The 23,760-nt window shown below is 48.6% G+C and carries 16 protein-coding genes; 11 read left to right on the forward strand and 5 right to left on the reverse strand.

Features of this window, described 5'->3' with window-relative positions; all coding sequences use genetic code 11:
- The first annotated feature begins 1 nt into the window (after position 1).
- On the forward strand, positions 2 to 289 hold the full coding sequence (locus tag MA2_RS00955) for a hypothetical protein (RefSeq protein ID WP_067055071.1): 288 nt from the start codon (positions 2 to 4) through the stop codon (positions 287 to 289).
- 29 nt (positions 290 to 318) lie between these two features.
- Here the strand turns inward: MA2_RS00955 and MA2_RS00960 are convergent, their stop codons facing one another.
- Positions 319 to 1,134, reverse strand: coding sequence for a MipA/OmpV family protein (locus MA2_RS00960; protein WP_067055074.1), 816 nt, complete (start codon positions 1,132 to 1,134; stop codon positions 319 to 321).
- Between the two features lie 167 nt (positions 1,135 to 1,301).
- On the opposite strand from MA2_RS00960, the gene MA2_RS00965 reads away from it, so the two are divergent.
- The 3 genes from MA2_RS00965 (at position 1,302) to MA2_RS00975 (ending at position 4,131) form a co-directional block, all read left to right on the forward strand.
- Entirely contained in the window at positions 1,302 to 2,366 is a 1,065-nt protein-coding gene (locus MA2_RS00965; RefSeq protein WP_158080605.1) for a metal ABC transporter solute-binding protein, Zn/Mn family, read from the forward strand.
- A 9-nt stretch (positions 2,367 to 2,375) separates the two neighbouring features.
- Positions 2,376 to 3,152 carry a metal ABC transporter ATP-binding protein gene (locus tag MA2_RS00970; protein WP_067055079.1) on the forward strand — a complete coding sequence of 259 codons (777 nt, stop codon included), beginning with the start codon at positions 2,376 to 2,378 and terminating at the stop codon, positions 3,150 to 3,152.
- Positions 3,153 to 3,273: 121 nt separating this feature from the next.
- Complete coding sequence (locus MA2_RS00975) at positions 3,274 to 4,131, forward strand: metal ABC transporter permease (protein ID WP_067055082.1); 858 nt, start codon at positions 3,274 to 3,276, stop codon at positions 4,129 to 4,131.
- A 38-nt stretch (positions 4,132 to 4,169) separates the two neighbouring features.
- Here the strand turns inward: MA2_RS00975 and cysE are convergent, their stop codons facing one another.
- The 3 genes from cysE to MA2_RS00990 all read right to left on the reverse strand — a co-directional run bounded on the left by cysE (position 4,170) and on the right by MA2_RS00990 (position 6,656).
- Positions 4,170 to 5,195, reverse strand: a complete 1,026-nt coding sequence (cysE, locus tag MA2_RS00980) for a serine O-acetyltransferase (protein WP_067055413.1) — start codon at positions 5,193 to 5,195, stop codon at positions 4,170 to 4,172.
- 132 nt (positions 5,196 to 5,327) lie between these two features.
- A complete protein-coding gene (locus MA2_RS00985; protein WP_245945323.1) occupies positions 5,328 to 6,164 on the reverse strand; it encodes an RNA methyltransferase in 837 nt (278 codons plus the stop codon).
- A 93-nt stretch (positions 6,165 to 6,257) separates the two neighbouring features.
- On the reverse strand, positions 6,258 to 6,656 hold the full coding sequence (locus tag MA2_RS00990) for an Hpt domain-containing protein (RefSeq protein WP_067055087.1): 399 nt from the start codon (positions 6,654 to 6,656) through the stop codon (positions 6,258 to 6,260).
- 210 nt (positions 6,657 to 6,866) lie between these two features.
- Here MA2_RS00990 and MA2_RS00995 point away from each other — a divergent pair, with 210 nt between their 5' ends.
- The 5 genes from MA2_RS00995 to lysS all read left to right on the forward strand — a co-directional run bounded on the left by MA2_RS00995 (position 6,867) and on the right by lysS (position 14,009).
- Entirely contained in the window at positions 6,867 to 8,903 is a 2,037-nt protein-coding gene (locus MA2_RS00995) for a DEAD/DEAH box helicase (protein WP_067055090.1), read from the forward strand.
- A 45-nt stretch (positions 8,904 to 8,948) separates the two neighbouring features.
- Positions 8,949 to 10,058, forward strand: coding sequence for a type I glyceraldehyde-3-phosphate dehydrogenase (locus tag MA2_RS01000; RefSeq protein WP_067055093.1), 1,110 nt, complete (start codon positions 8,949 to 8,951; stop codon positions 10,056 to 10,058).
- A gap of 116 nt (positions 10,059 to 10,174) precedes the next feature.
- The gene (locus MA2_RS01005; protein WP_067055094.1) at positions 10,175 to 10,966 is read left to right on the forward strand and encodes a TatD family hydrolase; all 792 of its coding nucleotides are present in this window, start codon (positions 10,175 to 10,177) and stop codon (positions 10,964 to 10,966) included.
- 194 nt (positions 10,967 to 11,160) lie between these two features.
- Positions 11,161 to 12,243, forward strand: coding sequence for a peptide chain release factor 1 (prfA, locus tag MA2_RS01010; RefSeq protein WP_067055098.1), 1,083 nt, complete (start codon positions 11,161 to 11,163; stop codon positions 12,241 to 12,243).
- Positions 12,244 to 12,479: 236 nt separating this feature from the next.
- A complete protein-coding gene (lysS, locus tag MA2_RS01015) occupies positions 12,480 to 14,009 on the forward strand; it encodes a lysine--tRNA ligase (protein WP_067055101.1) in 1,530 nt (509 codons plus the stop codon).
- Positions 14,010 to 14,361: 352 nt separating this feature from the next.
- Here lysS and MA2_RS01020 read toward each other — a convergent pair whose 3' ends face one another.
- Positions 14,362 to 14,928 (reverse strand): hypothetical protein, encoded by a 567-nt coding sequence (locus MA2_RS01020; protein WP_067055104.1) that lies wholly within the window; start codon positions 14,926 to 14,928, stop codon positions 14,362 to 14,364.
- 178 nt (positions 14,929 to 15,106) lie between these two features.
- Here MA2_RS01020 and MA2_RS01025 point away from each other — a divergent pair, with 178 nt between their 5' ends.
- Together MA2_RS01025 and MA2_RS01030 are read left to right on the forward strand one after the other, a co-directional pair.
- On the forward strand, positions 15,107 to 19,375 hold the full coding sequence (locus MA2_RS01025) for an exodeoxyribonuclease V subunit gamma (protein WP_067055107.1): 4,269 nt from the start codon (positions 15,107 to 15,109) through the stop codon (positions 19,373 to 19,375).
- A 32-nt stretch (positions 19,376 to 19,407) separates the two neighbouring features.
- The gene (locus tag MA2_RS01030) at positions 19,408 to 23,742 is read left to right on the forward strand and encodes a UvrD-helicase domain-containing protein (RefSeq protein WP_067055111.1); all 4,335 of its coding nucleotides are present in this window, start codon (positions 19,408 to 19,410) and stop codon (positions 23,740 to 23,742) included.
- Positions 23,743 to 23,760 lie beyond the last annotated feature (18 nt).

Here is a 23,760-nt window from a genome sequence, read left to right on the forward strand (position 1 = left end):
AATGCGTGAGGATCAGCAAAACACCGAGTTTACCCCCTTTGCCGATGATGAGGCGAGCCTAAACCTTGGTGAGATGACACTAGAAAACCAAGGGCAGCAGGTCAATTTGTATGGCAGCGCGACCTTTACCCTTGATCGCCAAAGCCTCACACAGGCGCAACATCTGCATGATTTATTGGGGCAAATCGTCAGTTATTTACAAGCGCATAACGCGCAAGATTTTGAACGCAAAGATCATCAAGCCTATCAACAAGCTAATATCGATACGGTACGTAATCCATTTTTATAGTTACCAATTCGATAGCCGTAAAGTTGTGGTTAAAACTGGTAATTAAACCCAATACGCGTACGGCTGTCCCAACTGCCATCGACCAACGGGCTGTCTTTTTGCGCATCGCTCATGCGCTCTAAGCCTTCGCTGATGAACACACGCCAACGCGGATTGACGCGGTAGCTGGCACTGATATTGGCAAATGGACGCACGCTGCTGTCGGCATCATACGCAGGCAAGCCGCTGCGCGCCGACTCTTTTTGGCTTACACCATAGTAATACTGGTTGTAATCCTCACTGCCCCATAGCAGACCGATCTCAGGGTACACTGTCAAACGCTCATCGAGCAGGCGAAAACGGCTCAAATGCGATAGTCTAACGCGCGTACCCTTGCTACGCCCCAAAATATCCGTCTCAACCTGCGCTTTTAGACCGCCATATGGGGTAATACGCATGTAGCTGGTGCCTGCCAACGCCGACCACTTGCGCTGATCAAGCTTGCGTAGCGCATCGTTATTGGCATCATCAGGGTCAAAGCTGCGCCCATCGTACGCCAACGACACGCGCCATTCATTGGCGGCATCCTTGTACGCATATACACCCGCCTCGCTGCCTTCTAGATACACACGGTTATTGTCATAAAATGCTTGCGGTAGCACGGTAACAGTACTGTCTTTGTCATAGCCTAATTGGTTATAAGACGCGTTAAGCCCGACGCTTAGCCGCGCGTTGTCATCCACAGGTAGCATATTGTCGCGATTTAGCCAACCTTCGGCATGGGCATTGGCCACGCCAATCACCGCCAAAAAAACACCAATTCTGAATTGGCGATACATTGCTTTGTTGAATAACCGTTGCATCATTGATTTTTTCCGTACGTTTTACCCACAGATGTAAAAGGGTGTCTCAAAGGCATTGTGCCACAAACTGACGTAACGGCAAAGTAAAGTTTGCGCAAGGTTATTAAATGTTATATTATAACATAACAATGGTTAGCAGCAGCTTGTGGATTGTCAAAAAGGTACAAATAATGCCAAATAGCCTAAGTAAATTTAGCCTCAAATACAGTATAATATCACTGACAAGCAGCATAGTTTTAGCATTGTCTGCTTGTCAGCCTACCAACCATGCCGATTCTGGCGAGCAGTCCGCTGCCCACACCCAATCTGCTAGCGCAGCAATGACTAAAAACGCGCGTCCCGTTATTTATGCCTCAACCAATCTGTGGGCAGCAGTGGCACAAGCGGTTGCAGGTGATTCGGCGCAGGTCATCGCTGCCGTGGATAATCCTGCCCAAGACCCACACGGCTACCAAGCCAGCGCGCGCGATAAGGCAAACATGCAGCAAGCTGCGGTGGTATTGATGAACGGCGGCGGCTATGATGACTGGGCGCAACAAATCGCCCAATCGCTTGACCCTGCGCCGCGCGTGCTCAATGCAGTAGCAATCAGCCAGCCGCACGCTAATACATCCCACGTGCAGGAAAATACAGCAACGCATACCCACGATACCAGCGATGGTCATTCACATCACCACCATCATGGCGAGCAAAACGAGCACGTATTTTATCAACTGGCAGCTGTGCAGCAAGTGGCAAATGCGATTGCGCAAGAATTGAGTACTGCCAATCCCACCCAACAAGCCACTTACCAACAAAATGCCGCCGCGTTCAATGCCCAATTAGACCAGTTAAAAATCGAAGCGCGAAAAATCGGGCAGGGCAAACATTTACAGGCATTGGCAACCGAACCTGTGGCGGATTTTTTATTGGCAGATATGGGCATTACCAATGTCACACCGCCTGAATTTATCAATCAACTGGCAAATGATGAAGGCGTATCGGTCAAGGCATTGCACACCGCTGAGCAGCTCTTGGCACAACAACAAGTCGATATACTGGTACTGAATGCACAAACCGAAGACCCTGCCAGCCGCGCCCTGCGCAAAATGGCTGAAAACATGCATATCCCTGTGGTCACAGTATATGAAACCTTACCGACAGATACGACAAATTACATCGATTTTATGCGCGCTACCATCGAGCGATTTGCCGCTGCCAGCCAAGAAACACCCAAAACGCGTGCTGATCACTGATTGATGAACATGCCAACACCAACGCTACCCACCACACTGGATTTTGCTTGTCAGCCAACGACGTCATCTACCGCGCCGCGCGACGTTTTGCGTCTCACCGATGCCAGTATGTGCTTTGGTGAGCGCACGCTGTGGCAGGGGGTGAGCTTTGAGGTCAAATCCAGCGAATTTGTCGCTTTAATAGGGGCAAATGGTGCAGGTAAAACCACGTTATTACAAAGCGTGTTAGGCTTGCGGCCTTTGAGTCACGGGCAGGTGTGGCTTGCCCGCGATGCCCGTATCGGCTATGTGCCGCAGCTGAAAAATTTTGACCCACGCCTGCCGATTCGGGGACGTGACTTGGTGCAGCTTGGGCTAGATGGCGGTAACTTATTGTTTGGTTGGTTGAGTCTAACATCCCGTGGTTCAAAACCTGCCCGACGCTGGTGGTCAGCCAAACAAAAACAGCGTTTGGTGGATAAAGCTATTGCCGAGGTCAATGGGCAAGCGTTTTGTCATGCGCCGCTGCATTTGATGTCAGGCGGTGAGCAGCAGCGTATGCGCATTGCACAAGCTTTGGTCAATGACCCCGATTTGCTGTTGATGGATGAACCGCTACTTAGCCTTGATGTGACAAGCCAGCAGATCGTCTGTGATATTTTGGCGCATCGCAAGGCTGTGCACCAAACGGCGGTCTTGATGGTCAGCCATGAGCGTGAAATCATCGCACCATTGGTTGATCAGGTGGTGTATTTGTCCAGTCATACCACACAAGTTGGCGGCCGCAAGCTGTTATCTCAGCTTTAACTGAGCGTAAAACTTACCAATATCTAAGCCGATTTTTGCTAAAATACATCGTTTTAAGTGTTAGGCTTACTGTATTGCCATCATCGCCCTTATTAGCCGCTATCTAAAAACGTTGAACCGTATGTCCTTGATTGATACCTTACACGCCATCATCAATTTTAATGGCTTTTTTGAGCTATTGCCGTTGGTGCAATCATCGCTGCTGGCGGCATTGATCTTAGGCACGCTGGCAGGGCTGATTGGTCCGATTATTCAGGCGCGTGATATGGCGTTTGCCGTGCACGGTACGGCAGAATTGTCGTTTGCAGGCGCGGCGTGTGCCTTGTGGCTTGGCACTTCGGTAACATGGGGGGCAATTATCGGTTCACTGGTGGCAGGGGCGGCATTGGCACTGATGGGGCTAGATGGCAAAAATCGCAATGCGGTGATTGGTATTGTGTTGCCGTTTGGGCTAGGGCTTGGCGTGTTGTTTTTGTCGCTGTATCAAGGGCGGGCGGCCAATAAATTTGGGCTTTTAACGGGGCAAATTGTTGCCGTCACACCAACCGAGATCCAAACCTTGCTGGTGGTAGCGGCAGTGGTTTGGGTGGTGATGGCGCTGTTTGGGCAACGTATGTTGTTTGCTGCGCTTGATCCGCAGATTGCACAGGCGCGGCATATCAGTTTGCGCGCAATGTCGCTGTTGTTTATGCTGATGCTCAGCCTTGTGGTGGCGGTCAGCGTGCAGTTTGTTGGCGCGTTGTTGTTGCTGTCGCTACTGATTACCCCAACGGCGGCGGCAAGTTTGGTCACCGCAAAGCCGCTGTGGCTGTATGTGTTATCGATGGTATTTGCCAGTATCGCTGCAGTAGGTGGAATTTTGTTGTCGTTGTCACCAGGCTTGCCCGTATCGCCTTATATCACGACGCTGTCGTTTGGCATCTATCTGCTGTGTTGGCTGGTGGCAAAATTGCGCCATCAGCCGCTTAGTCGAGTGTGATGGCGTTGGCTGCTGCATACTGCCTAAATGTAGCAACATCATGGCTTATCGGACAAGATCACTTGTGGCGCGACTGCATCAAGATCAATGGCTTTGAGCTTAGGGTATTGTTTTTTGCAAAAATTTGGGTCAAGGCGGCACATTGCTGCTTGCAGTTCATCGAGCCGTGCATCCGACTGGTGGATGTGCTCAAGCAGCTTTAAAAACGTTTGAATAATCGGATCAGGCGAGTTGGGATCTACGCCATACTGGTGAAAAATGGCATGGCGTTCCGCCTCTACCGCTGTGTGATTGGCGGTTTGGGGGGCAGGTTTAGCGCCGTTTGACTGATCGATTGAATCTGTGGGCTGATTGGTGGGCAAATTTACCGCGCGTAGGTCATTTTTCGTGGGGTGGGCGGCTTGTTTTTCATGCGCAGGGTCAGTCAGTGGTGGGGCAGAATTAACGGCAGGCTCGGGGATGGCACTGTTATTGGCAAGGCTATCAAGCCCTGCTTTTTGTGCCAAATTTTTGTCCAAAATCATCCGCGCCGCACTACCGACCATCGTCGCACCTTCAGGCACTTCTTTGACCACCACCGCGTTTGAGCCGATTTTGGCGTATTTACCGACTGTAAAACCGCCCAAAACCTTGGCACCTGCGCCTACCACCACGCCGTCTTGCAGCGTTGGGTGGCGTTTGCCTTCGTTGAGCGACACGCCGCCTAAGGTGACGCCGTGATATAGCGTGACATCATCGCCAATTTCAGCGGTTTCGCCAATTACCACACCCATGCCATGGTCGATAAAAAACCGCCGCCCGATTTTTGCTGCTGGATGAATCTCGATGCCTGTCAAAAACCGATTACCAAAAGACACCATGCGTGCCGCGCCTTTTAAATCGCGCTGCCACATGCCATGCGCCACGCGGTGCAACAGCAGGGCATGCACACCTGGATAGGTTAAAAGCACTTCGAGTGTATTACGCGCCGCAGGGTCGCGATCAAATACCGCTTGCACATCTTCTTGCAGTTCACGGCGAATTAGCAACCAACGATGGCGCAAGCGGCGGGCACGGTTTAGCATAAACATCTCACAGATAAACCACAATCAAAACGACAATCAAACAAGCGTGTATCATAACACGCTTGTTTGGCTTTGGGTATGCCAAGCAAGCTTTTTACGCGGTTAAGCTTTGGCGGCGAGACGCTGTTAGGATCAGTTTTTGGTTAGTTTTGCCAACAACGCTTGTAATAACTGATACTCTTTTTGGTCAAGCTGCAGCCGCCCAAATAAACGATTGACGCGCTGTGGCATGTGTTTGGACTGCTCGGGTTGGTACAAATCTAGGCTTTGTAATACTGTCAAAAATTGCTGCTCAAGCGCGATTTGCTCATGTTGGCTAACCGCAGGCGCGTCCCAATGCTGGCGCAAAATCACATCAAGCGTATTGGCATTAGCAGGATTTAATGCATCTGCCATAGCAAACGCTGCCAACGCGTGGGCGTACAGGGTGCTAGCGATCACCTGCACCGCGGCTGCCACATTCAGCACAGGATAGGCAGGATTGGCAGGAATTTGCACGTGATAATCTGCCAACATCAGCTCTTGGTTGGTCAAGCCGCGATCCTCACGCCCAAACACGAGAGCTACTGTTGGCGTGTGATTTTGCGCCGACTGTTTACGGTGGTAATCAAGCAAAAAATCCGCTGCTTGTTGAGGGGTAATCACAGGCTTTGGCATATGACGGACACGGCTACTGGTCGCCAATACCCACGTGCAATCTGCTACCGCGGTTGCCAAATCATCAACGATCTGGGCGTTATGTAGCACCTCCGTTGAACCAGCAGCATTGGCAAATGCAGTATCATCAAGCGCGTATTTGGGGGCAACGAGCGTCAAATGGCGCAGCCCCATCGTGTGCATGGCGCGTGCTGCTGCGCCAATATTGGCAGGTAAGGTCGTATTAACCATAACCACGCGGATCGTGGCTAAAAAATTGTCTAGAGCATTGCTTGGGGTGGTGTCGGTCATTGGATAAATGAGGCGTAGCAAAAAATTGACTATTGTGGCAAATTTTATGCAACTTGCAAAGAGGTTCAAGTGGTTGATGTTTGTAAACCACCAATGCAATTTAAGCGGCTAACATTAAGACGCCAAAACCGCCAATAACTGTGCCCGTACTTGCTGTGCCTGTGCAATCATTGTGTCTAATGTACCATCAGATTCGCCAATATGGCCTGATTGGCACAGCACCTGCATGGCATGGCACTGCTTGGCAAGTGTATTTGCGCCCAAGTTTAAGCTTGCGCCTTTTAGACGGTGCGCGATATCGTAACCTACTGTGTTATTATTAGTAGCTTTCGCTGAGCGCAAATCATCGATTCCTTGCTGCAAATCTGCCAAAAAATTGTGCATCATTGGGCTAAAGTCTTCTGCCAATAGATCTTGCAGTTCAGCAAGCATATTGGCATCAATAGCACTGGGTGGGGGGATTTGGATATTTTGGTTTGACGTGTCAATACCGCTTGGTCGGTTGGTTAACATAGATTGTCCATGATTGAATAAGCGTTGCGCCGCTTTGTATTTGGCGTTATATTACAGCGTTTGGGTTTTACCCGTTTGGGCGTTGCCAACGGCTTGGTTAAAACTTAAATTCTTATGCGCTAGTCATCATGCGTTAAACCATGACGTTTTACCAGTTTTATTAGCCAAATGTTACCAACTTTTGCTGAAATTTAAAGAAAATCACCAACAATGAAACAATCAACCGCGCTTGACATTCTAAAAACGGGCAAAAACGTGTTTTTGACGGGCTCGGCGGGCGCGGGCAAAACGTATACCATTAACCAATATTTGCACTATTTGCGCGCGCGTGGGGTCAATGTCGCGGTGACGGCGAGCACAGGCATTGCTGCCACCCACATGAACGGCATGACGATTCATAGCTGGGCAGGCATCGGGATTTTAGATAGCCTGACACCCATTGATTTAAAACGCATCCAAAGACGTCCTTTGGTGGTTGAGCGTGTGCAGCGTGCGCAAGTTTTGGTGATCGATGAAATCTCCATGCTGCACAAAAAGCAGTTTGAGGTGTTAAACCAAGTGCTGCAAGCGGTGCGCGAAAATGACGCGCCATTTGGCGGTATTCAGCTGTTATTGGCAGGGGATTTTTTTCAGCTGCCGCCTGTGGGAGAGCGGCATGAAACGCCGCGTGACAAATTTGCCTTTATGGCGCAGGCGTGGATTGAGGCAGATTTGCAGGTGTGTTATTTGACCGAGCAGCACCGCCAGCGCCAAACTGCGCCTGAGGACGCCATCACAGGCGATAGCTATCATGGGCTGGATTTGTTGGCAATTTTGCAGCAGATTCGCACACAGCAGTTTACCCCCGACATCTTGCCTGCCTTACGCGCCACGGCAAATCACGCGCTGAGCGATACACGCACACGCCTGTTTACTCACAACTTTAACGTCAATCAAATTAACGAACAAGAACTGACCAATCTGACCACGCCCAGCCAAACGTATGAAAGTTGGGGTGAAGGTGATGCTGCACTGGTTGAAACTTTGCAAAAAGGCGTACGCAACGCACCGATTTTAACGCTAAAAGTCGGCGCAAAGGTCATGTTTATCAAAAACAACGCTGATTTAAACGTATCAAACGGCACATTGGGCGAAGTGGTAGACTTTGTCGCGCTCAAACCCACCGACCAAGACGACAAAGAAAACGAGAAAAAACCTACCAATGAAAGCCCTGATTTTGAAGACACCGATATTAAAGACACCGATATTAAAGACACCGATGTTAAAAAAGCTGACACCAAACACGCGAATGCCGACACCACTGATCAGACCGACAATGACGCTGATAACCGCCTAAACCAGATTGCCAATGGGCTGTATCCACTGGTGCGCCTCAATGATGGGCGACAGGTGATTGTAGAATACGACACTTGGCGCATTGATGATGACGATGGCGAGATTGTTGCGGCATATTACCACATACCCTTGACGCTAGCATGGGCGATTACGATCCACAAAAGCCAAGGTATGACACTAGATGCCGCCGAAATTGACTTATCCAAAACCTTTGAAAACGGGCAGGGCTACGTTGCATTGTCGCGTCTGCGGCGGCTTTCTGGGCTGCGTTTATTGGGTATTAATGAACTAAGCCTACAGCTTGACCCAACCGCACGCGGCGCGGATATGCGATTTTTGGCATTATCCAAAGCGCTTGAGGACAAATTTTTACGCCAAGACCCTGAAATCATCAAACAAGCGCAAGACGCCTTTATCCTAAAAAGTCATGGCACACTCGATAAACGCAAAATTAAAAGCTATGAAAAACGCCATGCCGAACAGCAAAAACTGCTAGCGCGTAAACGAGCCATCGTTCAGCAAATCCAAACCAGCGGCGACACAGATGACGGTACAACCAGCCCATCGCCCAAACTCACGCCAACACTACTACAAACCAAGGCACTGCTTGATGAAAGCCTCACCCTCGCCGAAATTGCTGAGCAGCGCGGCTTGGCACAAAGCACGATCATTGGACATATCGAAAAATTGCAACAACAATTCACCGATTTGCCACTGGGGCATCTGCGTCCCAATGATACGCTGATTGATGCGGTAGCACATGCTTACCAAACGGTGATGGCAGACAAAGATGATGGTGAGGAGGTCCTTGTCCATGAATTGCGTGATGTGATAGGCGACAAATACGGCTACAACACCATTCGGTTGGCGTTGCTGTTTGTACCCAAATCTGCCAAAACGTCCACAAAATAAGTGTTGTCTATTTTATTTAGCCACTAATATCTGTTGAACCCTATCATGCCAAAATTTACCCTCCCATCAACCACTCAGCCGCCGTTACGCGTTGCCATTAACGGTTTTGGGCGCATTGGGCGCAACGTATTGCGCGCGTATCTAGAACGCTTGCTTGAGGGCGACCAACCAGCCAACGGCTTGCCAAATGTGACGGATATACAAATTGTTGCTATCAATGACCTTGCTGATGCACCCACGCTGCTACACTTGCTCAAATACGACAGCACTCACGGACGGCTTGACGCGCGTATTGGTGCAACGCTTACTGACAACACGCTATGCATTGACTTGCCAACGCATAGCATCAGCCTAACCATCTTGCGTGAAGCCGACCCAAAATATTTGCCGTGGCGCGATTTAAACATCGATGTGGTGCTAGAGAGCACGGGGCATTTTCGCAGCTATGAGGGTGCGTATCAGCATCTTGTTGCAGGCGCAAGGCAGGTGATTATCGGTGCCGCGCCGTTTGACCATGTGGATGCCAGTATTGTGCTCGGTGTCAATCGCCACGCCTTAACGCGCAAGCAGCCGATTGTCTCAGGCGTGTCGTGTACCACGCAAGCACTGGTGCCGCTGTTGTTCGTTCTTGATAACGCATTTGGTGTGCAATCGGCAATGATGACCGAAATCCATGCCGTCACCGCTGACCAAACCGTGCTTGACCAAGCCCATCGCGATTGGCGGCGCGCGCGTGCGTCGGGGCATAACATCATTCCGACCACCTCAAGCAGCATTGCGGCTGTCGGCAAGGTATTGCCTGCCATGGCGGACAAAATCAACGGGTATTCTATCCGCGTGCCGACGATTGATGTTGCCGCGATAGATGTCACATTGACCTTAAACACCGCTGTTACCAGCGCTGAGCTCAACGCTTGCCTACAGCATGCCAGCGCAAACGCTTTTTGGGGTATTATGGCGTATAGCGATGAGCCACTGGTATCGAGTGATTATATTCACCATAGCGCGTCATTGGTTATTGATAGCCTGCAGACCATGCAAGTGGGTACAGGCACATGCGCGCAGTATAAGGTCTTTGCATGGTATGACAACGAATGGGGTTATGCCAACCGCATGTTGGATATGTTGGCGCATTTAGCCGCGCTTGCGTCTTAGGTTTGCGCGTTTTTAAAATTAGCTCTTTTGGCAAGTGCTTGTTTGGCAAGTGCTTGATTTTTGCCCACGCGCCCTAATTATGCCAGCAACGCTAGTCATGTTAACTGAAAAAAATTATGCCAACCTTTACTGACAGTCATGCCCATCTTAATCGCTTAGATTTAAGCAAACACCAAGGTAACATCGACAATGTGCTACAAGCCGCGCAAGCTGCTAACGTATCGCGTATCATGTCCATCATGTGTGATTTGGATGAATACGATGCCATCCACGATATCACCATGCGCGCACCTGCGGGCATGACGCTGGGCATGTCGGTGGGAGTGCACCCGTGTGAGGATATCGGCGTGCTACAGGCGGCGACTGTTGAGCATTTGACCGAGCTTGCCGCGCCTGGTGAAGTGTGGGCGATTGGCGAGACGGGACTGGATTATCATTGGTCAAGTGACAACGCCGCCGCGCAAAAGGCAAGCCTTGCGCGTCACATTCACGCCAGCCAAACCCTCAAAAAACCGCTGATTGTCCACACGCGTGAGGCACGCCGTGATACGCTTGATATCCTACGCGCCGAACGTGCCGAACACGGCGTGATCCATTGTTTTACCGAAGACTATGCCACCGCCAAGCAAGCGTTGGATTTGGGATTTTATATTTCTTTATCGGGCATTGTTACCTTTAAAAACGCCACCGATTTGCAAGATGTCGCCAAAAAACTGCCCAAAGACCGCTTGTTGATCGAGACTGACAGCCCGTACCTTGCGCCTGTTCCCAAACGTGGCAAGCCCAATGAGCCGACATTTGTGCCGTATGTTGCGCAGTTTTTGGCGGATTTGTACGCCATGCCTGTCGATGCGTTGGCGGATATCACCCACAACAATTTTGATGACCTATTAAACCAGTACCGCTAAATCCATACAGCTTGATAAAACCGCTGAATCATTTTTGATCGGTCAAAAGTTTGCCAGCTAAAAGCCATGCAAAACAGGCAAAAATATGGCAAAATAGCGTCTTTAAACTTTAATTGAATAAAAATTTATCCGCCGAGGTTGGTGACGTATGAGATATACGCTTAGCCAATCGGCGGTCTGAACCGTTAGGATACATGAAAGAATCGTTACGTTTTCGCCTTGACCAGCTAGTTGAGCGTTTTGAAGAAGTCACTGCGTTGTTGTCTGATCCCGAGATCATCGCGGACAATGATAAATTTCGTACGCTATCAATGGAGCACAGCGACTTAAGCGAGCTGACTGACACGTGGCAACAATACCGCCAAGCCGAGGAAGATTTAGCCACCGCGCAAGAGCTATTGTCTGACCCCGACATGAAAGAGATGGCGGCGGATGAAATCGACACCGCCAAAGCGCGTATCGCTGAGCTTGAAGACGTGCTGAACGTCATGATGCTGCCTAAAGACCCAAATGATAAAGTCCCTGCGTTCTTGGAAATCCGTGCAGGTACGGGCGGTGACGAGGCGGCAATTTTTTCGGGCGATTTATTTCGGATGTACGAGCGTTACGCCGCGTCACAAGGCTGGACAGTGGAAGTGCTATCAGCCAACGAGGGCGAGCATGGCGGCTATAAAGAAATTATCAGCCGCGTGTCAGGCACAGGCGTGTATGGACGGCTAAAATTTGAATCGGGTGCGCACCGCGTTCAGCGTGTGCCTGAAACCGAAAGCCAAGGGCGCGTGCATACCTCAGCGTGCACCGTTGCCGTCATGCCCGAGGTTGAAATTGATGACAGCGTCGAGATTAACCCTGCTGATTTGCGCATTGACACCTACCGCGCAAGCGGCGCAGGGGGGCAACACATCAACAAAACCGACTCTGCCGTGCGTATCACCCACATCCCGACAGGAACGGTGGTAGAGTGCCAACAAGAGCGCAGCCAACACGCCAACCGCGACAAAGCCATGAAAATGCTGGTCGCCAAAATTCAGCAAGAAAAGGTACAAAAACAAGTCGATGCTGCCAGTGATTTACGGCGCAATCTGGTCGGCAGTGGTGACCGCTCCGAGCGTATCCGTACCTATAATTTTCCGCAAGGACGCATGACAGACCATCGCATTAATTTAACTTTATATAAACTTGATGCGATCATGCAAGGCGATTTGGATGAATTGCTAGACAGCCTACTGCGCGAGCACCAAGCTGACTTGATGGCTTCTGTCAGTGGCGAGGACTGATGGTTAAGACGTCTTAAGCGTCGCCTATTGTTGATCAATTAAGTTTTTTATCATTAAAATTTGATGTTAATATAATTTATCAATGGTAATGATTTAGTCCAAGTGGTCAGGTAGCCTAAAGCCTGTTTTATGCCCAAAGCGAATCAAAATCAGCATGATTCGCCTGCTGGCAAGCTGTAAAACTTTAGCGCAAATTTCGCGGATTTTTCGTTTTAAATGTCAAAGAAGAAGTAACCATGTCAAACCAACCCCAATCCCCCGAAAATACCGAAGTGCAAGACGTAAACGAACTGATCAAACAACGTCATCACAAACTTGATCTCATCAAACAAGCAGGCAAAAACCCTTACCCCAATCAGTTTCGCCGTGAGCATTACGCACAAGACCTACAAACCACCTACCAAGACCAAGACAAACAAGCGCTTGCCGATGCCAAGCCTGTCATTGTCAGTGTGGCAGGACGCATGATGCTAAAGCGCGTCATGGGCAAGGCGAGTTTTGCCACCATTGCCGATATGACAGGGCGCATACAAGCCTATATTAGCAAAAATGACATCGGCGAGGATGCGTACAACGACTTTAAAACATGGGACATCGGCGATATCGTCGGTATCACGGGGCATCTGTTTCGCACCAACACAGGCGAGTTGTCGATTCATGCCAGTGATGTGCAGCTTTTGACCAAATCGTTACGTCCATTGCCCGACAAATTTCATGGACTTGCTGACACCGAAAGCCGCTATCGTAGCCGCCATTTGGACTTGATGACCAATGATGCCAGCCGTCAGACGTTTATCATTCGTAGCCAAGTGATTGCAGGTATTCGCAAATTCATGTTAGATGCGCGTTTTATGGAAGTTGAAACGCCGATGATGCACGTCATCCCAGGGGGTGCGGTAGCCCGACCGTTTATCACCCATCATAACGCCTTGGATATGCCGCTGTATTTGCGGATCGCGCCTGAATTATACCTCAAACGCTTGGTGGTGGGTGGTTTTGAGCGCGTGTTTGAGATTAACCGAAACTTTCGTAATGAAGGCGTATCAGCGCGGCACAATCCTGAATTTACCATGATTGAATTTTATCAAGCGTACGCCGACTACCGTGATTTGATGGCGTTGACTGAGCAGATGTTTAACCAGCTTGCTCATGATATCTTAGGCACAACTGAGCTAACCTACCAAGGTGAAGCAATCAGCCTCAAAGCACCGTTTGTGCGTTTGCCGATGACACAAGCGATTGCTCAGTATGCCGCCGATTTTGACATGGCAAATATCGCTGATCGTGACTATTTGGCAAATTATGTAAAAAATGTGCTCAAGCAAGAAGTTAAAGACAGCTTTGGCATCGGCAAATTGCAAACCATCATTTTTGAAGAAACCGCTGAGCATCAGCTACGCCAACCAACCTTTGTTACCGAATACCCTGCTGAGACCTCACCGTTGGCACGGCGCAATGACGATAACCCAGAAATTACCGACCGTTTTGAGTTATTCATCGGTGGACGTGAGATTGCCAACGGCTTTAGCGAGCTGAACGACCCCATCGACCAAGCCGAGCGTTTTCGCCAACAAGTCATTGAAAAAGACGCAGGCGATGATGAAGCCATGCACTATGATGCGGAGTTTATCGAGGCATTGTCTTATGGCTTACCACCGACGGCAGGCGAGGGCATTGGTATTGACCGCTTGGTGATGTTGTTTGCTGACGCGCCAAGTATTCGCGATGTGATTTTGTTTCCGCATATGCGTCGTAAAGACGTTTGATGGCGCAAAGCGGCATAAAAAAGCACCATATGTAGGGTGCTTTTTTATTGTCAAAAAAATTGTTTTTCGTGGGGTATGACGATTTAGCTTGTGCAAGGATTGATGTAGCGAGTCCTATATGTTTAATTATTTCAAACAGTACTTCAAATGACTACCATTCTAGTTAATAACAGTTGGCAGTGGTCAACTGATTTTGTTTTTCCCATGCTGAAAACTGCGTTCTAAGTGCGTGATTCATCATGTGACTGGATTGTGCTTTAACGTTTCAGTTAGTGCTGATAATCATCAAATCAACTCCTACTTTTTTAAGCTCCTTTTTATTAGCGTTGGTTCACAAACTCACGAAAAGCCGTTATAAATCACGGATTAATTCTGCCAGTAATTCATCAAAAATGGTATCGGATTGGTTGGTAGTAACTTGCGCGTCACTGGCTGTCGTTTGGGGTAAGTTTTGGCTTGTTAAATGATCTGAATTTGGCTTAACATGTGTCTGTGTCTGTGTCTGTGTCTGTGTCTGTGTCTGTGTCTGTGTCTGTGTCTGTGTCTGTGTCTGTGTCTGTGGCGAAACACCATGATGCGGTACCGATTTGGCGCGCGCTTGTGCATCAGCTTTTTGGCGGATCATATCGCGGTAATGATAACGATTGGCTTGCCACCAGTGTTCAAACTGCGGCACATTGTGTCCGACCAAGGTTGCAGGTAAATCTAAGGTCAAAAGTTCAGTGTTGAGCGCGATGTCGCTTGGTTGTTGATTGGCGGCGATAAACAGCTCCTCAGGATTGCCTGTGTAAGGTTTGGCATATGCCAAGGATTGGGCGTTAAAATCCAGCCGTGGCAGTTGCCACAATTTACCGCCGCGGTAGAGCACGCTAAACTTTTTGACAGGATGAAAGAAAATCACGTCAATGGTTGGCAGCATGGTTTGCCCTTATTGGTGTGTTGCAGTATGATCCTAATAACCCAAAATTTATTGTACTACAAAAGCGCAGTCATAGGCAGTCGGTGCAAATAATTTGCCACAGCCTTCGGCTAATTTGCCACACATAGCCTCTTATAACTTTTTAAAACTTTTAAAAAATTAAATTCACCGATTTGTTATGCTAAAAATTATCCAAAGCAATAAAACAGAAATTTTATTTGATCACTTATTGGCACTTTATTGCCAGCCAAACCCGTCGCGGTCAGTATTTGAACCGTTTCATGTGATTGTACCGTCCAAGGTGCTGGGCGAATGGTTAAAAACCCAAGTCGCTGACCAAACGGGCATTAGCACACTGGTGACCACCGAATTTTGGGGGCGTTATTTTTTGGGTTTGATGCAGCGCGTGCTACGCACCTATGAGCGGCTAACCAGCGAAACAGATGTCCCGCGTGTGCCCGATGTGCCGATGTTGTCCAAAAACGTTATGCAATGGCAGATTTTTGGCTATCTATTGCAGCATGCGGCGCAGATTTTTCGTGACGACAAGCACGCGCTGCACGCGTTTATTCAGCCCTTGCTACAAGATAAACAGGCTAATTCAACCAAAGATCAACCAGTTAGCGTACCGCAAGCGCACCAGTCAGCCACTGGCACTGATTGGGCGGACAATCAGTCCTTACTTGCTAATACCCGTACGTCTGATGCAGCTGCTCACCAGTCCCACGATCAACGGCTGTGGCAATTTGCAGGCGATATGGCGGCGGTGCTGAGTCGGTACTTGACCTATCGCACAGACTGGCTGATGCAATGGAATAATGGGCAGCCGCTGGCGATCGCGCAGATGATTGCTGAACGCGATGACTTTTTTAATCGCTTAAATGGGCGCGATGCCAACACGGCGGATATTACACCCGATTGGTTGGTTGAGCATTACCAAACGCTTGAGGCGGCGCAGCGGTTTTTGTGGCAGACGCTATTTGCGCAAGATTTTGCCATACGCCAAGCTATCCACGCACATTTTTGGCAAGCTTTACATGATAAGCGCGATTGGGTGCAACGGGTATGCCGCGCACAGTTGCCGTCATCGGTGTTACTGTTCACCGTGCAGCAGTTACCGCCCAATGAGCTGTTAGAAATTGAGCGACTGGCAGAATTTACCAATATCACGTTGCTACACTTTAACCCGTCTATGCAGTTTTGGGCAGATATTGTTGATAAAAATTGGCTGCTACAACAGCAGATGACCCATCAGCCAAATACTGAACTGCGTGAGTATGGGCATACGTTATTGTCGCGTTTTGGCAAGCAGTCGCGCGAGGTGTTTGCCATGTTGGTCAGCCTGTCGGGCAATACATATGGTGAGATTGAATGGCAAGATAAATTTGATGATCGCGCGCCGCGTGATACGCTGTTGAGCCAACTACAATACGATATTTTGATGTTAGATGAACGTCAAGCCGCCGAACGGCTGCACACATTGGTGCAAAATACGTTTAATGTTGAGTCAAGCAATTCACACGCCACCCAGCAAAAAATTCAGGCGTTGCAACAACTAAATAGCCTAAGAAATTCAAAATATCCAACCAATACTGCCTCCAATTCAAATCAGCAAAACGCGATTGCTCAACTTCAACAGGCAGGTTTTAGCCGTAATGAAGCGTTTGACGCGCTACTGACTAGGCTGCAACAAGAGGCACAGCACAATCAGCAAGCATGGACACCGCCAACCATCGACAATAGCCTAGCGATACATGCCTGTCACAGTACGTTGCGTCAGCTTGAGGTTTTGCGCGCCATGATTGTCGGTTGGCTCAATTACACCGATTTACCAAAAGATGCGCCAAGGGACAAACGCAGCCTAAGCGATATTCTGGTGCTATTGCCCGATATTGAGGCAGAGCAGATGTTGATTGAGGCAATGTTTCCTGAAGGTGTGGGAACAGATGGCTATACATTGCCTGCCAAGGTCACAGGGGTGACCAGTCAGGATATCAACCAGTTTTGGCAAGCGATTGTCGGTTTTTATGATTTACTCAATCAAGCAGGCGCGCGCTTTGGGCGGCTAGAGGTATTCGATTGGCTATGTTTACCGCCGTTGTACGAAAGTTTTGGGCTAAGTTTGAGCCAAATCAACCGTGCATGCGAGCTTTTGACCAACGCAGGTTTTGTGCGTGGGTTTGATGAGCAGCACTTACAAGCCACGCTGCACACCGCCGATGATGACTATCGCTACAGTTTTGCTTACGCCCTAGAACGCATGGTGGCAGGTCTGCTGACGCCGACTGCCGAGGTGGTGCAATTTGGCGATTACCAAAATTTAAGCGGGCATCATGAGGCAGTTGTACCGCTGGCAGGCGTGACGTTGGCAGATGCTCCTATTATTGCCATGCTGTGCAATTTGTACCAACGTTTGCACGCCAAACGCGATATTGGCAGGCAAGCGCAGCTGATTGGTGTGTGGTTGGCTGAGATTGAAGACACCATCCAAAGCGTATTGAAAAAATTTGCCCAAACTAAAGCACTGCTGTCGATTTTTGCCGCGCTTAATGCTTTGCGGCGCAATATCGAGGCGCATTTTAAGGTCATCGCTGATCCCACGCAAGGCGACACACAAACCGAACTGCCGCTTAAATTGGATTTTGTTTTGCGCAGCGTTGCCGAGCAGCTAGCCAGTCAGCAGGTCAGTGCCGAGCCTGCAGGCGTGATTACCTTTGCGCGGATTGGTGCGGTGCGCGGTGTGCCGTATAAGCTGGTTGCAATGCTAAATCTAAATCTCAATGACTTTCCTAAGCGTGAGCCATTGAACCGCTATGACTTGACGCAAGCGACATTGGGTAAGCGTGGCGATCGCTTTCGTGAAGCCGATGACTTGGGCGCGTTTTTGGACGCGTTGCTGTGCGCGCGTGAGGCGTGCTGGTTGTTTTATAACGCCAAAAGCACGACTGACACTCACGAGCACCTGCCTGCCAGTCCTGTGCAAGAGCTGCTAAATTTTTTACAGGACGTTGAGTTTGATACACCCACACCGGATGGCAAACTGGGCGACAGTAAAAATAGCCTAAGCAGTCAAATTCAATCTAAAACTTTTGGACAACAGATAGAGCAGTATTTGGTAACCTACCACCAAGCGTTACCGTTTGATGCGCAATATTTTGAGTCATCGCAATCTACACAAACTGGGGCAGAATTTAGTCAAATTCAGTTAGCCAAGCAAACGCTTGCGCCACCTGCCAAACTTTGGCAGCAGGTTTATGAAACCTTGCACCAAGTCAAAACCCAGCCAAACGCATTGGCAGAAATTTGGACGCAGCAAAAACTCAAGCAATGGTTAACAGCTTGGCAAAATTGGCAACAACACATGGCACACGCGCAATCTGCCGACGATATTTACACACACTATTGTGATTTATCAACCGTTATTCAGGATGTGCAAGACCCTGCCAAGGCATTTTTGCGCGCCCAAAGCATCAATTGGCTCAAACAATATGAGGCACAAAACGTGCTTGAACCGTTGTCGAGCGATAATCTGATGGTTTATCACCTCAATGATTTGCTGATCAAGCAGCTATTGGCGGATGATGATATGTCAGATAATGTGGTTGATGCGTCTCAACACCGCGCGGTCTATGACGCCTTGTTGCCTGCAGGGATTAACCGCTATCTGACGCTAAGTGAGCAGCAAACGCAGGTCAAACAAGGCTTACAAGCCCTTATTGCCCATTTAACCCAAGCTAAGGACAACAACGCGTTGGCAGATGTGTTACCGATGATCAGACAACATTTGACCAATGCTAGCGGCACATTGTCCACTGATCAGTTGCGCGACTGGCTGACCACCAAGCAAGAAACCAATATTGGGCGTATTGCTGTGCCAGTCTTGGATGATGACGGCATGCCAAGCCAGCATGTACAAGGCTATGTGCTCAAGGCAGCATTGCCTGAGGATATCCAAACAGCGGTGTGGCTGCATTACTTACCCAAAAAGCGCAAAGCCAAACACCAATTAAACTTTTGGCTGCACCATCTGTGCTGGCAAGTCGCCCGACAAACCAGCAATGAACAAGTTGCCCAGCAACATGGCAGCGCGTTGTGGCAGCACCGTGATGGTTTGGTCTATCTACCGCCGATTGAATGCCAACAGGCATATAGGTATTTGCAAGATTGGCTGATGGTATGGCAGCTCATGCAGGCGCAAATCACGATTTTACCACCGCATGTGAGCCAAGATTATGCCAAAAAACGCCATGATAAACCCGACGAACCTAATCCAAAATTAGATAAATGGTTTGATACCCGTAACACCTATGAGGAACCAGACTACGCCAGCTACAGCTTATGGCAATTTTTGTTGGGTGATGACAACACGCGCGCGATTGCACCGTTTTTGCAGACATTGGCAGACGTATTGTATCTACCGATGATAGACCATCTAAAACAAGCGTAATTTTCACTGATTGAAATAAATAACCAATGACTATGCCAAACCAAATCACACAGCCTATTGACCAAGCTGATTTAGCTAACCCACCATTGCCGCCTGCCGTTGATTTACCTTTGACGGGAAAACACCTGATTGAAGCCTCAGCAGGCACAGGCAAAACGTGGACGCTGACAGGGGTGGTGCTGCGCTTGATTGTTGAGGGTGGGCAGCCATGTGAGCGTATCATCGCGACCACCTTTACCCGTAGCGCGGCGGCAGAAATGCGCCAACGTATTCGTGAGCGTTTGCAAGATTTTTATCGGGTGGTGCAGCTGGTACGCAGTCATGCGCTGGTTTTGCCAAGTCCATCTGTTCAGCCTGAACAAACAAGCAACACACCCACAAACCAACCACCAAAGGACAATCACAATGGCAAATTGACGCTAACCGCCGACCAACAAGCGGCTGTCGAGGTGTTTTTTGCCCAGCTGATGGCGCTTGCCGAACAACATCAGCTAAAAGACCAACTGAGCGATCCGATTAACACGCATTTAATCCGTTGGCTGGCGGGTCATGTCGTCAGTCAGCCCAAGCCTGCTGTGGATTTTCGCATTGCCTATCAGCGTACGGTCACCGCGATCAATCAGCTTGATCGTTTGTTTGTTGGTACGCTCGATAGCCTGTGCCAAAAATGGCTGCGCGAGTTTAGCAGTGATACGGGTTTTTCGCCAGATATTCAGATTCGTGATAATGTTAATGATATTATGCTGGGCATGATCCATGACCAGTTGCGCGCTTTTTTGGCGCAGATTTATCAAAATGCTCCAACATTAGTCCATATTTTACAAGCCAAAAATAAACTTGCCAGTCCAAAAGACTATTTAGCGGTGGTGGATCAAGCACAAACATTTTATACCGCGCAAATTGATGAGCTGCCTTTTCCTGCTGTGCCGACTGATTTGGATAAATCGCTTATACTGATGCAAAAAATTGCCACTGCCGATGATAGTGAGCTACGCCCTTATATCAATCAAGCATTTCGTGACCAGCAAGGCATGACTAAAGGTAGAATTGTTTCAACACAATTTGAACAATACTTGTATTTAAAACAAAAATTTACTCACGCGTCGATAGAGGATTTGTTTGACCTAAATGAGTCTGATGATGCCTATAAATGGCTTAAAGGGTTACATGAAGTTTTTGAATATGACAAACACTTTAATAAGCCCTATACTCAGCAAAGAGAGGCATTTAAACAAATTCAGCTTTTGCGGTGGTTTGATGAGCTGTATGTTTGGCTGATAAATACTAAAAAATATCTAGAACAAATAACCCAATATTTCATCCAATTTATCAGCCGTTATGTACGCGAGCAATTACCCAATGTGCTTGAAGCCCAACGTCTGACCACTTACAGCCTACAGTTAGCGCGGCTCAATCACGCGCTGGCAGGCGAGCAAGGTTTGCAACTGGCGCGTTATATTCGTCATCAATACCCCAATGCCTTGATTGATGAATCACAAGATCTCAACACCGAACAAGCGTTGATGATTCAGCGGATTTATTTGGATAGCCACGACACGCCTGCCAATCACGCTGACCTATCGCGCCAAAACGCGCGGCAAGCGGCAGGGTTTTTGCTGTTGGTGGGTGATCCCAAACAAGCGATTTATGGCTTTCGTGGCGGTGATGTCTATAATTACAACGCGCTTAAACGCTTGTTTGCTAACCAGCCGATGACTCTGACGCACAACCGCCGATCAGCCAAATCCTTGATTGACGCGCTCAATGTTTGGTTTGGTGCGCCGACGCTAACCACAGTTAAACAAACACAAGCGCGACTGGCAAACGCCGATTCTCAGGTACTTACCAGCCAGCGGTTTTATTTAGGTAGTGAGATTTATTATCAGCATATCCAAGCCACCCGTGACACACCCGAATTGACACTAGCCGCTGCCGACGATGTTGAATTGCCGACGTTGTACCATTTACAAATTTTACAACAAGATAATAACCAAAAGACTGGTAATCAAGATATAAACGCAGCCAACACGCCACAAACCGAGCAACAGGCTAGCGAAAACGCTCAAAATGAACTGACCGAAGCGCAAGTCATCGCTGCTCAAATTGCAGCACTTTTAAGCCAAGCTCAAGATGGCAGACCGCTAGTACTTGATGGCAAACCTTTGTCACCCAGCGATATCTGTGTTTTGGCAAAGAAAAACGATGAGCTGACGGCGGTTGAGCGCGAGCTGACCAAACGTGGTATTGCCAGTGTACGCGGTGGCGACCGCAGCGTATTTACTGATCGCATGGCAAAGGACTTGCTTACGCTGATGCACGCTATGTTAGCACCTTACCAACACGCCAAAATCAACGCGCTATTATTGACGGTGTTTTTTCAGCTGACGATTCAGCAAGCGCAAGCTGTATTCAATGACAACAAGACAGAAGATGAGCCAAGCGCAAGCACGACCACATCCGCCCCAACAGGTGACGCCGCGCATATCCAAACGATTTTAGCCAACAGTAGCAAGCTGTGGCAGCGGCAAGGATTTTTGGCGGCCGTGCAATGGCTGCTGACCCAAATCGCGCTACCATCTGACGAGCAGCCGATGAACTTTTGGCAAAAATTGGCAAGTCATCGCGATGGCGAGCGGCTGTTGCTTGATTTGCGCCAGCTACTTGACATCATCAACGAGCAGGGCGGTGAGCAGCAAGCCAATGATTATCAGTTGCTAGATTGGATGCACCAAATGATCAGTACACCGCCGAAAGACGATTGGGCAAAACAGCACACACTGGCATCACAACAAGGCGTGCAGCTAATGACCATGCACGGTTCTAAGGGTTTAGAATTTGCAATCGTTTTTGTGGCGGGTATCAGTGGGCAAATCGGAACCACAAACAAAAAGGATAAACACACATTATATCGTTATGACGCGTATGACATTGATCCAACGACTGACCGCAGCAAAATTGGTCTACAAGGGCGTAGGCTATCTGCCAGTCCGCAACACACCGATAGCCAAACTGATTTGGTGGCTATCAGCAAACAGCAGATGCGTGAAGATGGCTTGCGCTTGTTGTACGTTGCCATGACGCGTGCGCGTGAGCGGCTGTACTTGGTGACGAGTTTTAATAAAAAAACAGTTTCGGAAAACGATTATATACTCAAGGCGTTTGTAAAAGATGTCAAAACCTTAAGCTTGCATGATGATTTGCAGCCCTTTGTTAAACATGTGGATATCAAAACCTTATACCCATTTTTGACAAAAAATTATCGCTACCATGCGCCCAAAGACGATAGCCCAGCGCGTCAAATCATCGATTACAGCATACAGCAAGCGGATTTTGAACAAGCCTTTCAGGGTTGGGCAAATACCAGTTTTAGCGCGTTGGCAAAATTTTTAGACCATAACCAACAAGATGCTGCCATCAATGCCAATGAACTTGAAAAAGGCGGCGACGATCATGACAAGCTAGATGGCAATAGCAACCATCAGCCAAACGGTTCGATTGCACACGCTGTCCTATCACCCGATGCCCCTATGCGTTTTCGCTTTGATAAAGGCATCAATGCAGGGACGTTTTTGCACCACGTGCTAGAGGATATCGCCCAGTATTATCATGAGGTGCCGTCAGATGATATCGCCAATAACGACAATGCTCAGCAAGAATTGTTTAAATCAACACGTTGGGCGGCGATGATCGACCGTGCATTGCGCAACCAGCAAATGCCTGCCAAGTATTTTTCCACCCTTGACGCCAGTTACCAACCAGTCAGATATGATGGCTTGATTGAGGCACCACAAGCCGATTATATACAGCTTAGTCAGTGGTTATTTGACATCATCCACACACCGTTTGGCGCGACGGGGCAAAGCTTGGTTGCTATTGACGGCAAGCATAAAATTGCCGAAATGGGCTTTAGTTTGCGCTTAAAAAATCACCTATCTACCAATACGTTAAATCAACTGCTTGCCAAACATAATGTGGCACTGCATCTACAAGGGCAGGGCAATCCAAACGCGATTTGGCGATATTTGCGCGGCGAGATTGATTTGGTATATCAGCATAATAATGAGTTTTATGTCGTTGATTATAAAAGTAATTTTTTGGGAACAAGCCTTGATGCGTACAACCAGTCTGCCATGATGCAAGAGATGAACAAACATGGCTACTGGCTACAGGCGTGTATCTACCAAGTCGCACTGCATCGGTTTTTAAAGCTGCGCTTGCCAAATTACGATATAACCAAGCATCTAGGCGTGGTTGAATATGTGTTTTTGCGTGGGATGTCGCGTGAAAATAACCACACAGGTAAGCTGATATGGCGGCCTGATGTTGAGTTGATCCAAGAACTAGACGAAACGTTTGGTACGTTTTGATACCACTTGATTTTTATT

Origin of the sequence: Moraxella atlantae NBRC 14588 (assembly GCF_001591265.1) — a bacterium.
Lineage (GTDB): Bacteria > Pseudomonadota > Gammaproteobacteria > Pseudomonadales > Moraxellaceae > Faucicola > Faucicola atlantae.